This window comes from Micromonospora sp. CMU55-4 (assembly GCF_011602315.1).
Taxonomy (GTDB): Bacteria; Actinomycetota; Actinomycetes; order Mycobacteriales; family Micromonosporaceae; genus Micromonospora; species Micromonospora chalcea.
The window spans coordinates 130,178-142,894 of sequence record NZ_JAAOLH010000014.1 but is presented as its reverse complement, the minus strand read 5'-3'; the positions used below and the strand labels follow the sequence as shown (position 1 = coordinate 142,894).

General features: G+C 72.7%; 11 protein-coding genes. 1 reads left to right on the top strand and 10 read right to left on the bottom strand.

The annotated features are described in order from the left end of the window. Nucleotides 1-3: 3 nt before the first annotated feature. The 9 genes from HA073_RS23175 to HA073_RS23135 form a co-directional block, all read right to left on the bottom strand. On the bottom strand, nt 4-1,026 hold the full coding sequence (locus tag HA073_RS23175; RefSeq protein WP_069087457.1) for a cation diffusion facilitator family transporter: 1,023 nt from the start codon (nt 1,024-1,026) through the stop codon (nt 4-6). Nucleotides 1,027-1,054: 28 nt separating this feature from the next. Beyond that, nucleotides 1,055-2,251, bottom strand: a complete 1,197-nt coding sequence (locus tag HA073_RS23170) for an SIS domain-containing protein (RefSeq protein WP_043326408.1) — start codon at nt 2,249-2,251, stop codon at nt 1,055-1,057. Then, nucleotides 2,248-2,454 carry a Trm112 family protein gene (locus tag HA073_RS23165; RefSeq protein ID WP_030501390.1) on the bottom strand — a complete coding sequence of 69 codons (207 nt, stop codon included), beginning with the start codon at nt 2,452-2,454 and terminating at the stop codon, nt 2,248-2,250. The genes HA073_RS23170 and HA073_RS23165 overlap by 4 nt, the downstream gene beginning before the upstream one ends. Before the next feature lie 199 nt (nt 2,455-2,653). After that, a complete protein-coding gene (locus HA073_RS23160; RefSeq protein WP_166457266.1) occupies nt 2,654-3,625 on the bottom strand; it encodes a hypothetical protein in 972 nt (323 codons plus the stop codon). 105 nt (nt 3,626-3,730) lie between these two features. Beyond that, nucleotides 3,731-4,450, bottom strand: coding sequence for a deoxyribonuclease V (gene nfi / locus HA073_RS23155; RefSeq protein ID WP_166457265.1), 720 nt, complete (start codon nt 4,448-4,450; stop codon nt 3,731-3,733). Nucleotides 4,451-4,456: 6 nt separating this feature from the next. Next, nucleotides 4,457-4,900 carry a hypothetical protein gene (locus tag HA073_RS23150; RefSeq protein WP_104113178.1) on the bottom strand — a complete coding sequence of 148 codons (444 nt, stop codon included), beginning with the start codon at nt 4,898-4,900 and terminating at the stop codon, nt 4,457-4,459. Further along, the gene (locus HA073_RS23145) at nt 4,897-8,790 is read right to left on the bottom strand and encodes a toxin glutamine deamidase domain-containing protein (RefSeq protein ID WP_309228055.1); all 3,894 of its coding nucleotides are present in this window, start codon (nt 8,788-8,790) and stop codon (nt 4,897-4,899) included. The genes HA073_RS23150 and HA073_RS23145 overlap by 4 nt, the downstream gene beginning before the upstream one ends. A gap of 327 nt (nt 8,791-9,117) precedes the next feature. Next, nucleotides 9,118-9,474, bottom strand: a complete 357-nt coding sequence (locus HA073_RS23140) for a hypothetical protein (protein ID WP_064447725.1) — start codon at nt 9,472-9,474, stop codon at nt 9,118-9,120. Between the two features lie 3 nt (nt 9,475-9,477). Further along, nucleotides 9,478-9,891 carry a YbaB/EbfC family nucleoid-associated protein gene (locus HA073_RS23135; protein WP_043326418.1) on the bottom strand — a complete coding sequence of 138 codons (414 nt, stop codon included), beginning with the start codon at nt 9,889-9,891 and terminating at the stop codon, nt 9,478-9,480. Nucleotides 9,892-9,969: 78 nt separating this feature from the next. On the opposite strand from HA073_RS23135, the gene HA073_RS23130 reads away from it, so the two are divergent. Next, complete coding sequence (locus HA073_RS23130) at nt 9,970-11,205, top strand: SUKH-3 domain-containing protein (RefSeq protein ID WP_166457263.1); 1,236 nt, start codon at nt 9,970-9,972, stop codon at nt 11,203-11,205. A 19-nt stretch (nt 11,206-11,224) separates the two neighbouring features. Here the strand turns inward: HA073_RS23130 and HA073_RS23125 are convergent, their stop codons facing one another. Then, entirely contained in the window at nt 11,225-12,664 is a 1,440-nt protein-coding gene (locus HA073_RS23125) for an aldehyde dehydrogenase family protein (RefSeq protein ID WP_166457262.1), read from the bottom strand. Nucleotides 12,665-12,717: the final 53 nt, after the last annotated feature.

The following is a 12,717-nucleotide window of genomic DNA, read 5'->3' as shown; positions in this document are numbered from 1 at the left end:
CGGTCAGCTCCCGGGCCGCCCGGCCACCTCGTCGGCCGCGTGCGCCTCGCCGGTGGTCGCGGCCTCCGGGACGGCGGTCGCCGCCGCCTGCCCGGTGCCCGCCCGCTCCGCCTCCGGCGAGTAGATGTCCGGCTCTAGGTAGATCACCCGGGCGGTCGGCACCTCACGCCGGATCCGGGCCTCGACCGCGTTGATGTCGCGGGCCAGATCCTCGGCGGTCTCCCAGGCCGGCACCGCGATCTTCGCGGCCACCATCAGCTCCTCGGGGCCCAGGTAGAGCGTCTTCATGTGGATGATCCGCTCGACCTCGGGACCGTTCGTGACGGCCTGCTCGATCTTGGCCAGCTCGCCCTGCTCCGCGCCCTCGCCGAGCAGCAGGCTCTTGGTCTCGATCGCCAGCGTGACCGCGATGACCACGAGCAGCACACCGATCATCGCGGTGCCCGCCGCGTCCCACATGCCGTTTCCGGTGATCAGCGTCATGCCGACGCCGAACAGCGCGAAGACCAGACCGACGAGCGCGCCGAAGTCCTCCAGCAGCACCACCGGCAGCTCCGGGGCCTTGGCCCGGCGGATGAACCGCACCCAGGTCTGGTTGCCCCGGATCAGGTTGGACTCCTTGATCGCGGTACGGAAGGAGAAGCCCTCCATCACGATCGCGGCCACCAGCACCGCCACCGGCACCCACTGCCAGCTCTCGATCGGGTGCGGATCGGACGCCTTGTGGTACGCCTCGTAGAGCGCGAACAGGCCACCGAGGCTGAACAGCACGATCGCCACGATGAACGCGTAGATGTAGCGCTCCCGGCCGTACCCGAACGGGTGCTGCGGCGTGGCCTGCCGCTTGGCCCGCCGGCCACCGAGCAGCAGCAGGCCCTGGTTGCCCGAGTCGGCCACCGAGTGGATCGACTCGGCCAGCATCGACGACGAGCCGGTGAGGGCGAACGCGACGAACTTGGTGACGGCGATACCGAGGTTCGCCGCCAGGGCGGCGACGATCGCCTTCGTGCCCCCGTTCGCGCTCATTCCCCGCCTCGCTCGATGCCCCGTGTGCTCACTGGTTCGCTAGCTCCTTCATCTCCGTGATGGCCGGTACCGCCATCGGGTCCAGGCCGTGTGCCAGGGCGAGGTAGATCGAGGCGAAGTCGGGGACCGCCACCAGCGACGCGAGCCGCTCCAGCGCGGAGCCGCCCTCGGCGGTCACCACGTCGCAGCGCACCCCACGGCGCTCGGCGAGCGTCTGCACCGCGTCCGCGCGGCGCTCCTCGACCGCCAGCGGCTCGTCGGTGTCGTCGTCGGCGTTGAGCCCGCCGTCGCGCAGCAGCACCAGCCGCAGCCGGGTGCCGTCGGACTCGTCGTCGCCCGGGTCGGCGAAGATGTCCCGCTCGCCCTCGGCCAGGCCGCCGAACACGCCGTCGAGCAGGCCGACACGACCCCGCCCCGCCTCGCCCAGCGCGCCGGCGACCACCGGGTAGCGGGCGTTGGCGGACAACGTGTCGCCGAACCGCCGGGCCGCGACGGTCGCCAGCGGAGACGAGCCCCAGACGATCGGGATCGAGCCGGACAGCCCCAGCGCCAGCGACTTCGCCGGGTTGACGAAGGACTCCGCGGTCGGCCGGCATCGATCGGCGTCCGCGTCGAGCCGGGCCGCCGTCTCCGCCAGGTCGGCCTCGTTGACCTTCACCAGCCCGAGGGTACGGGCGGCGAGCAGAACCGGCACGGTGAGCGCCCAGAGGCTGGCCCTCGCCGGCGCGCGCCGGGGCACCGGGATGAACGGCGCCCGGGCCCGCTCCGCCACCGACTGGAGTTGCGAGTCGGGCGCGCCCACCGCCACCAGCCGGGCGCCACGGCGGTGCGCCGCCTCGGCCGCGCCCAGCGCCTCGGGGCTGCGCCCGGACGCGCTCACCGCGATGACCACGTCCGCCGCGCCCACCCAGCCCGGCACGCCGGCGCTGCGGTGCGGGATGACCGGCACCGGGCAGCGCGGCCCGGCGACAGTGGCCAGCACGTCACCGGTACGCCCGGCGGTGCCGATACCGGCGATGACCACCGCGCGCGGCCGGCCGTCGTCGGCGAGCACTGACAGGTTGGCCTCGGCGGCCAGCGCCGCCGACTCACGCACCTGCGCGCCGGCGGACGCGGTGTGCCGGAGCATGCCGCCCGGGTCCCGCTCGGCCAGCAGCGCCGCGTCGTCGAGCAGGGCCTCATCGGCGTGCCGGTGCCCGCTGACCCCGGCCGTACCCTCCATCACCGCGACGACCCGCCCCGCGCCTCGTCGGCCGCGGGTCCACCGCGCGCCTCGTCCAGCAGGAGCACCGGTACGTCGTCGCGGACCTCGAAGATGCGACCGCACTCGGTGCAGGTGAGCGTCTGCGCCTGCGCGTCGTAGTCGAGCGGGGCGTGATGCGTGTCCGGGCAGGCGAGGATCTCGAGCAACTGCGGGTCCAGGGCCACGGCGCGGCTCCTTCCACGTATGCGGTCTCACCGGTCGGCGGTGCCGATCGGCGCACGCGATCTTATCGGCCAACCGGCCCCGGCACCGGGCCCCGTTCGGCCCCGGTGTCCGGTCCTCCGGCCGGGCAGGTGGCGGCCACCGGGTCACGGCGTGACCACCCACCGTCACGGTAACCCCGGGAGCCGGTCGGGTTCGGCCTCAGTCCGGCAAGCGGGGCAGGAGGCTCGTCGCGTCCCCGCCCGCGGGCGCGGGCGGCGTCGACCCGGAGACGGGCGGGGTCGGACCGGACGAAGGCGCGCCGTACACGCTGCCCGCCGGACGGGGCGCCGGCGTGCCGCCGTACACCGTGGGGGCCGGCCCGGTGGCGCCGGAGCGGTAGGTGGTGGTGCTGCGTGGCAGCGGGACCGGCGGCTGGTCGGCGACCGGCCCGCCGCCGCTGCGGTCGGCGCGACTGCGGCGCAGCAGCAGGACGATGAGCGCGGCGCCGACGAGCACCAGCCCGATACCGAACCACATGATCATGGAACCTCCGAACGACGAGTCGTCGGCCGCGGCGGTGGCCGGGGCGACGGCAGCGGCGACCGGCGACGTGTCAGTCGCCTCGGCCGGTGTGGTCTCGCTCGCGCTGGGCGTCGGCGAGGGCTTGCGGGACGGACTCGGGCTCGGCGTACGCGGCGCGCCCACCAGCCGGGCCGACCCACCGGCCCGGCCGAGCACGTCACCGTTCGCGGCGCTCGCCTCGCCCGCCAGTTCCAACCGCCCGCCGACGACGCCGGCCAGGAAGGACACCCGGTAGCGCACGGTGGCGCCCTTGCCCTTGCACAGCGGCCGGTCGACCGGCGCGACCTGGGCGGTGGCGACCGCGCCGTCACCACCGGAGACCGGCACCGGCATCCAGCCGTCGCCGGCGGCCACCTGCACCCGCACCTGGTCCGCCCGAAGGCCCTCCAACCGGAGCCCGATCGCGGTACGCAGCTGCACGCAGCCGTCGGTGCGCTTGCGCACCTCGACAGTCACGCCACCCGGCGAACCCCCGGCGGTGAAGCTGCCCGCCGAGCGCAGCCCGACCCGGTCGTCCCGGGCCGACGCCGGCGACGCCGGTACGGCGATCAGGCCACCCAGCAGCGCGCCGACAATGGCCCACCGCGCCGCGTGCCGCCCCACCGACATCCCCACCTCACCGTTGCGTCCGGACCGGATCCGCCGGTCAGGTTACTACCGGGCCCGGAGGGCACCTTCGCATCGACCACGCCACATGTGTGCCGCGCCACGCGATCACCGCCGGTCCAGGTCACCGCCGGAGACGACGGCCGAGGCGAGCGCCCGGCGGCACAGTTGGTCGGCCGTCCGGGTCGTCTCCGGCAGCCGGTACCGGGGCGTCAGTGCCAGTACCCGTTCGACCGCGTTGTCCAACCCCATCCGGTGCCCGACGCTGACGAAGACCGGCCGGACGCCCTCCCGGGTACGCAGCACCCGCCCGACCACGTCGCCCTCGTCACACAGGTCGGCGCTGTCACCACGCTCGGGGCCCGGCCCGGTCCACGAGCCGACGAGCGGCGTCTTCCCCACGCCGATCGCGGGCAGCCCGGTCACCAGACCCAGATGGCAGGCCAGCCCGAACCGGCGCGGGTGCGCCAGCCCGTGCCCGTCGCACACCAGCAGTTCCGGGCGGACGGTCAGCCGGTCCAACGCGGCCAGCAGCGCCGGCATCTCCCGGAAGGCGAACAGCCCCGGCACGTACGGAAAGGCGGGCCGCCCCACCCACACCGCCTCGTCCACCACGGCGAGGCTGACTGCGTCCAGCACCGTGACGGCGGCGGCGAGCAAATCACCGTCCTGCGCGTACGCCACGTCCAGGCCGGCCACCGTCGCGGGCGCGGCGGGACCGGGCCCCACCAGGTCCACCCGCGACCGCAGCTCCTCCTGTACGCGCCTCGCCTCCGTCGCGTCGGCGGGCGGCACGTACGGCACGGCCGGATCTTCGTCGACGGACATGGCGTGTCAGGAGGGGGTGGCGGCGATGGTGGGGTCGGCGGCGGGGTCACCGGCCTGCTGGAGCTGCTCCTCGAACATCACGAAGGTCCGCCGCCTGACTCCCCTGATCAACGCCTGCTCCTGGGGCGTCGGATACCGACGCTCCTCCCGTAGCGTGTCCTGGATTGCCCGAACGGTCTCGTAGAGAGCGAAGATCGGACCGTCACCACTCAGATAACGGCCCCGTTCATGCTCAGTGAGCTGAATGAACTCATCTCGCGATATCTCATTGATCTCGTCGCCGCCGACGAAAAGCACCTTGTCGATGAGATTGTTGGCCTCGCGCCAGCCTCCGGTGTCCTTGAACAGGATCCAGCCCGCTACGCCGCCGTCGGGGGTGGCTACAAGCTTCAGGGGAGAGTGGTAGTAGTCGAAGAACTTCGGCAGCTGCAAGCCCTCCACCTGCCTCATCGCGGTGATTCCTCCCCAAGACTTTCCTGCACCTTGCCCCAGTAGGCACTCTGCGCTCTCCGGAGAAGTCCATCACGTATAGCGCGTTCACCCTGCGTCAACGACCTGCCCTCGATCTCAGCCACCGCTTCCAGATCGCGTCGGATCTCGTACAGCGCATGCTCCCACTCTGCGACGTCGTCGAGCGACACCAGGTGCAGCCGAAGCTCTGCCACATGACCGTTCGGCATTCCGAGATTCAGCAGTATGTCTCGGTAACCGCTGGCCTGCGGCTTAAGGAAGCGGTCCTTTATGTGCAGGATCACGATCTCTGGATCGGCTTCAAGGCGTCCAAGCGCCTGGTAGACCGCGTCGAGGGTATGGAACTGCACTTTGGCCGCAGCCAAGTCCTTGAGCTGCGACGCGTCATACCCGTACTCAGCCTCCAGCTTGTCGAGAACCCGCTCCCGGCTCTTGGGCTCGCTTCTCCAGTCGGGCCTGCCCTCGTCCGCAGCGAGCTTGACGGCGAGTGTGTTCAACTGTTCCTGGGCGACCGCCGCATCTGCATAGAGCCGGTCGATGTATGCGAGGCGATACACCTCATCATGGCGTCGCGTCTCATCGAATCCGAGCTGCAGTGTCGACTGACTGCGCGCTGCTACCGAACTGGTGAGTTGACGCTGGGCTTGGCTGACAGGCGTCGAGTGGGGTTTCAGTGGCTCGGGCGCGATCACCGCCTCGGCCCCGCGGACGGCTATGTCGTTGATGACCTCGCCGAGTACGTCGATGGCCTGCTGGTGGCTGGCCAGGTGATGCAGGGTCAGCGGTCGCGCGGTCAGCGAGTTCGCGAGTTCCGGTGTCGCCAGGATCATCCGGACCAGGTCGGGCCGCTCGGCGAGCTGCCGTACCAGCGTCTCGGCCAGCAACTCCTCCCGTCGCGGCGGCGCCTCCCAGCTCTGGTCGAGCATCCGTTGCACGCGCGGGTCGGCGAACAACCGGCTGAGGTCGGCCGCTGCGGCATCGTCCAGCCCGGGTGCGAGCCGCCGCAGCGTCGGCGCGTCGGCGGCCTGCGCCAGCTCCACGGGTGTCACCCCGGCGGCGAAGGCCGCGTCGAGGCTTCCGCTCTCGGCGAGCACGTCGCGTACGTAGAGCCCGCCGGCTATCCGGTCGGCGTGCGCCTGCCGGTGTTCCTCGCGTACCTGGTCGGGTTGCGGCTCGACGGGCGGCGCGCTGCCCGGCGGGGGTGCGTCCGCTCGGGTGTGGAAGGTGGTGGACTCGCCGAGCAGGTGGACGTGATTGAAGTCCGGCGCGTTCCCGTCGTCGGCCGGCGGCGGCTCGGGCAGGCGTGGCGGCGCCGGGCGGGGCAAGGGCTCGGGCAGGACGTTGAACGTGCCGGGCGGGCGGCCGGTGAGCGGCATCGGCCGTCCGTCAGGGCCGAGCACCAGCGCGTCAACGCCGACCACGTTGCCCTCGAACGGGCGACCGCTGTGGTGGTAGAGCGGCCGGTCGGCGACGGCGCCCGACTGCGGGTCGAGGAAGAGGACCGTGCCGTTCTGGTTCAACGCCACCCAGGCGTGCGATCCGCCACCCTCGAAGCTGGTGATGAGGAAGGCGTAGCTGCCGTGGCCGCCCGACGCCAACTGCGCGTACAGGTCGCGGTAGCCGCGATCCACCAGCCACTGGCGCTGCGGGCCGGTGATGCCGGGCCGGTCGACCGGGCACAGGTTCTGGAACCGGCCGCCAGTGGTCTGCTCGACCCGCAGCGGTCCGTCCGCCTCGCCGCCCACCGGCCGGAGCACGTCACCGCCGAGGTAGCCGTCGAACGTACGCGGAGCGGCGACCCGCGGCCGTCCGTGGACCCATGTCTCGAACAGCGACAGGGTGCAGTCGAGGCAGTTGATGCCCCGGGTCACGTCCGCCGCCGGTCCGCCGTCGTTCGCCAGGCGGAACCATCCGCCACGCCGGGGATCGGCGGTACGCGCGACGCTGCCGTCCGGGTTGCGGGGCATCTGCCGTTCCAGGTCGGTCTGATGCAGCGCGAGCGGTGGCCGGAGCCCTCCCCGGCGGCCGTAGGGCCGGGACCTGTCGATCGGTTCGGGGTGGCCGTGGCCGGTGAGCGCGGAATGGTCGGCCGTCTCGACCGCGCCGACGGCCAGGTCCGCCACGTCGTCGTTGATCCGGTAGAAGTCGAGGTCGTCCTCGACCATCACCTCGCGCGGCAGACGCTGGCCGGCACGCACCGCCTCCACCTCGTCGACGGCTCGGTAGTGCAGGCGCTCTCGCCGCCGCCCTTCCCGCACGTGCCGGTCGGCGAGGTCGTGTTGCCCGGCTTGGCGCAGCTCGTGTGCCTGCGTGAGGAGCCAACGCGCCGCCTCGTAGTGCTGTTCGGCGAGGTCACGCAGTTCCTTGATCTGCGCCTGCTGCCGGTTCTCCTCGTGCAGGGCACGCTGAGACTGCAGATAGCCCTGGTAGCGCCGCCGGTCGAGGCCCTCCCGATCAGCTTTCAGCCGCGCGGCACGCTGCTCGGCGGTCTCGCGGGGCCGCGGCTGGACATCGAACGGGCCGGGGTGGGGCGTTGGGGAGTCGGTGGGAGGGCGATGCGGAGCCAAGGACTCCAACAGCGGGAAACGGGGATTCGGCCCCGGCCGGGGGTCGGGCCCCACGGCCGGCGCTCCCGGATGCGGTCCCGGCTGAGCGCTGACCGGTGAGGTCGGAGGCGGTCCTGCCTGACCTCCATTGCTGGTGGGAACGGCCCGGTCCGCCGCGGGTGGCGTCGCGACCTGCGAGTGGTCGGCAGGGGATGCTGGCAGTGTCGTCGGCACTGCTGCTGTGTGAATCGAGTTGGTCGGGGACGGCGTGGGGTGGTCGATCGGCGCCGCCACCGGACCCGCGCCGCTGTGGACGCCGGGCGCGTCCGTGATCACCGAGGACAACGTGGGGCTCGCGGCGACCGTCGGACGTGCCACGTCGTGCGGGACAGCATCGCCGAGCGGCGTCGTTGGGGGTTCCGGCGCGGAGCGGGGCAGGTCCACGGCGAGCGGGTGCGGGCCGACGACCTGGGGCGAGACGTGCGTCGATGTCACGGGAACGGCGCCCGCGATCGCATCGCCGCCCTGGACGACCGGCTCGGCGACCCGCTGGGCCGGGATGAGCCCGACGGGGTCGCCGACGGGTGGCACGTCCAGCCCGACCGGCGGAACGGTCAGCCCGCTCAACTGCCCGTCGAGGCGGCGTTGCAGCGCGGAGTCGGTCTGGCCGGTGGCGGAGCCGGTCGCGCCGGACGCCGCGGCGCGCGCGAGATCCTCCAGCGACGGGCCGTGACCGGTGGCCAATCCGGCCGCGGTCTCGGCCAGCGTCTCCCCGGCCATCTCCCGGCCGAACCGCTCGCCGATCTCGGCGAACCGCCCGCTCGCATGACGGCCCAGACCCGCGAGCGGCGCGACCGCCCCACCGGCGAAGCCGCCGAGAGCCGACGTGCTCACGTCGGTCAGGTCCAGGCCGTCACGTCGGCCGGTGGTGTTCTGATACGCCTGCGTCGCGAGGCTGGTGCCCGCTTCCTGACCGGCCTCCACCAGGCCGCCGAGCGCCGCCCGTCGGGCCAGTCCACGGGCACCGGCCTTCGCCGCCTCCTTCGCGGCCCGCTCACCCGCCTCCTTGAGCCCCTGCTTGACCGCCTTGCGGGCGAGCTGGGCCACCAGGCGCTTGAAGATCTGCTGGACGACGACTCTCGTCGCGGTGATCGCGGCGGCGGCCGCCGGGGAGGCGGCGCCCAGGGTGAGCACGGCGGCCACCGCCAGGGCCAGCAGCTCCACGACCAGGATGCCCAGCTCGATCCAGGCTTCGAGCTTCGCGCCCTCGATGTCGCAGCCGCAGGAGTCGACCAGCCGGCCCAACTCGTCGGTGGCCGCCACGAGGACGTGCAGCGGCGCATCCTCACCTTCGGCGAGCTTGTGCCAGGCCCTGTCGAACGCGCCGGCGACCAGGCCGACGCCGCCGTATCCGCTCTTCACCTCGCCGGCGGCGGCGGTGGCGTCGTCGCGCGGACCGGTCAGGACGCCCGCGACGCCGTACCACTGGTCGGCCAGGTCCCAGACGGAGCGCTCGTTGCCCTCCGGCCACTCGACGCCCACGACCCAGTCGAGCGCTTCGTAGATCCAGCCGGGCACGTCCCACGGGCAGAAGTCGAGCGGGTGCGGGATCGGGCTGGGCAGCATGCTCACGCGCGGATCCTCCGGTGGTCAGCGCCAGGGCCGACGCGGGTTGTGGCCCTGCTGGGGGATCTTTCCGAGGTCACGGGCGTTGCTCAGGTCCGTCTCCACGGTGGCCGCGACCGAGCGGACGACGTCCGACCCGAGCACCTCCAGCGACCGGCCGAGTTGTTCCCACGCGCGCAGCAGCGTCTCGGCGTAGCCCTGGTAGTGCTTGTCGAAGGCGACGCCGATGTCGTCCCGGCCCCAGGGTCGTTGGGCGCTCGCAGTCGCGATCGGGTCGCCTGTCTCCCGCCGGGCCGCGCTCATCGCCTTACCGGACAGGGTCAGGTCGGCGCCGCCGCGCCGGGCCCGGTCCGGGTCCAGCCAGATCTCTCCCCCGGCCACCTGTCACTCGCCGCGTGCCAGCACGGCGTCGGCCCGGCCGAGCAGCGCGCCGAAGTCATTGGTACGCAGGAACTCGACCGACGGTGAACCCGGGGGCAGATAGCCGGAGACCAGCTCACGGGTGGCGGTGACAGCGGCCGTGGAGGCGCGCAGCACGGTCTCGGTGATCTTCCGGCTCAGCCCTCCGGCATCCCGGTCCCGGAAGACGGCAGGGCTCACCTCGACGCTGATCAGCTCGCCTCGCGCGCCGACCACAGCGGTCACCTGACCGTCGTCGGAGCGTTCGGTGACCCGCAGCTCGGCCAGTTTGACCTGAAGTTCGTCCAGACCGGACCGTAACCGCTGGTACTGGCCGTACACCTCGTCGAATCGCGCGCGTAGTGCACGGTTCGCATCCCGGTCCGCACTCTCGGCCACCGCCGCACCCCTTCCGTCACCGTGGGTAGGCCCGACCATACCGGGTGCCACGAAATCCGTGGGGTCCGGTAATTTCAAGTGGTGATCGAGCGACAGCAGGCCGAGCAGATCGCCTCGGTATGGGCCCGGCGGGACTCCGACCGCCTCGGTTTTCCCTGCACGCCGGTGGTCGAGGAGTTCGACCTGGGCTACGTGGTGTTGTCCACTGTGTCCGCCGATGCCCGGGCGCTGCCCGGCGACCTGCCGACCACAGTCATCGACAAGGAGACCGGCGAGGTCTCCACCTGGCCGCGGATTCCGGCGCCGGCGGTCGAGGCGTTGTACCGGCAGCAGCGGCCCGATGAACCCCGTGCGCCACGCGCCGTCGACCCGGCCGCCCAACTGCTGCGCGAGTTGACCCGGCTGCCCACGCCGGGCGCGGCGGCGCACCTCACGCTCGACGGCCGCCGGCACGTCGCGCAGGGTGCCAAAGGAGATGTCGAGGTCCGGCACCATCCGCTGGTGCAGTCCTACCTGGACGACCTGACCCCGGGCCATCTGGTGCGGGGCGGCGAGCGGCACGCCGAGATGATCGTGGTCTCCGACGCGCTGTACGAGCACGACCACCGCCGGGCCGCCGAGGGTCTGCCGCCACTGACCATCGAGGACGCCCGCGACCTGCTCGGCACCAGCCGGATCGAGGTCTACCGCAGCCGCGAGCCGGGTGATCCGCTTGGCGGCCTCGCCGACCTTCCCTGCGACTCGTGCGTCAAGTTCCTGGTGCGCTTCGGGGTACTGCCGTGGCCTGACCTCGCCTTTGTCGAGGAATGGCGCCCGGAACCACGCGAGGTCATTCAACCCGGGAGGTTTCCCGACGAGGTGGCCCACGCGCTCATGGACGGCGGCTGGCAGATCAGCATGTTCAACGAGGCGCTCGCGATGGGCGCGATGACGGAGACGAGAGAGATCGCGGGGCAGCATCACCGGCATGAGCCCTTCCCTGCCGCCGAGGCGGCGCTCACCGCGTTCCCGGCCGTCCTGAGCCGGCGACGCGGCCCCGGGGAGCAGGTCTGGATCAGCCGGTTCACCACGAATCCGCTCCGGGCCGCGCACAGCGCCGACTCTCTCGCCGACTTCGGCGCGGTCATCGGCGCGCGCCTCTTCCCGCTCGGCAGCGAACGTCAGGAGAGCATCCTCGCCGTCGACGAGCACGGCCGGATCTTCGCCCTCGACCAGGCCGGCGAGTGGTTCCTCGGCGCCGACATCGACGCCGCCCTCACCACCCTGCTGCTCGGCCGCGCCCCCGCCCGGGTCCGCGACGACGGCACGTGGTGAGCGGCGGGCGGGCGAGCGATCAGAGGGCCACGCCGGTCAGCACCGTGACCCGCGGCTCGGTGTAGTCGTCCATGGCGCTGCGCAGCCCTTCCCGCCCGACGCCGGAGCCCTTCATCCCGCCGTACGGCATCTGGTCGGCCCGGTACGACGGCACGTCCCCGACGATCACACCGCCCACTTCGAGCGTGCGGGCGGCGTCGAACGCCACGTCGAGCCGGTGGGTGAAGACGCCGGCCTGCAGGCCGTACGCGGAGTCGTTGACGGCGGCGAACGCGGCCCGGTCGTCCGCGACCGGGGCGACCACCAGCACCGGTCCGAACACCTCCTCGGCGCACACCTTCGCGTCGGCCGGTACGCCGCTGAGCACTGTGGGCGGGTAGGTCGCGCCGTCGCGCCGCCCGCCGGTCTCGACGACGGCGCCGGCGGTGACCGCCTCGTCCACCCAGGTCTCGACGCGCTGCGCCGCCTCGACCGACACCAGCGGGCCGACGTCGGTCAGCTCGGCGCGCGGGTCGCCGGTTCGCAGCGCCTGTACCGCCGCGACGAGCCGGGGCAGGAAGCCGTCGTATAGCCGTTCGTGCACGTAGACGCGCTGCACCGCGATGCAGGACTGCCCGGCCTGGTAGTTGGAGAACGTGGCGATGCGCTGTGCGGCGAACGTCAGGTCGTCGTCCGCCGACCAGTCCGCGCAGATGACCGCTGCGGCGTTGCCACCGAGTTCCAGCGTGACGTGCTTGTCCGGGGCGGCCCGGCGGATGGCCGCGCCGACCGGCCCGGAGCCGGTGAACGACACGACCGGCAGGCGCGGGTCGGCGACCAGTTCGGCGGCGCGCTCGTTCGGTAGCGGCAGCACCGAGAACATGCCCTCGGGCAGGTCGGTCTCGGCCAGGATCTCGCCGAGCAGCAGCGCGGTGAGCGGGGTGGCCGGGGCCGGCTTGACCACGATCGGCGTACCGACGGCGAGCGCTGGGGCGACCTTGTGGGCGACCAGGTTGAGCGGGAAGTTGAACGGCGTGATGCCGAGGACCGGGCCGCGCGGAACCCGCCGGACCAGGGCGATCCGGCCGGTGGCGGCGGGGTCGGTGTCGAGTCGTTGCAGGTCGCCGGAGAAGCGGCGGGCCTCCTCGGCGGCCCAGCGGAACGTGGAGACCGCGCGCCCCACCTCGGCCTTGGCCCATTTGACCGGCTTGCCGTTCTCGGCGGTGATCAGCGCGGCGACCTCGTGGGCCCGCTCGGCGAGCCGGCGGGAGACGTGGTCCAGGGCCGCCGCGCGGGCGTGCGCGGGCAGGGCCGCGGCCTCCGCCGCTACCCGGGCGGCCCCCGCGACTGCGGCTTCGACCTGGTCGGCCGTGGCGAGCGTGGTACGCCCCACCGGCTGCCCGTCGTACGGGTGGGTGACTGTCAGCTCGTCCTCGCCGTGGGCGGGGCGACCGGCGACGTAGAAGGCTCTCGGCTCCACGACCGGCAGCCTAGACCACAGGCGCTCACGCGGAAACAGTTGCCCAAACCCTT

Excerpts from the sequence above, each read along its gene's own strand:
- HA073_RS23175 (WP_069087457.1), bottom strand. The coding sequence starts at position 1,026 with ATGAGCGCGAACGGGGGCACGAAGGCGATCGTCGCCGCCCTGGCGGCG.
- HA073_RS23160 (WP_166457266.1), bottom strand. The coding sequence starts at position 3,625 with ATGTCGGTGGGGCGGCACGCGGCGCGGTGGGCCATTGTCGGCGCGCTG.
- nfi (WP_166457265.1), bottom strand. The coding sequence starts at position 4,450 with ATGTCCGTCGACGAAGATCCGGCCGTGCCGTACGTGCCGCCCGCCGAC.
- HA073_RS23150 (WP_104113178.1), bottom strand. The coding sequence starts at position 4,900 with ATGAGGCAGGTGGAGGGCTTGCAGCTGCCGAAGTTCTTCGACTACTAC.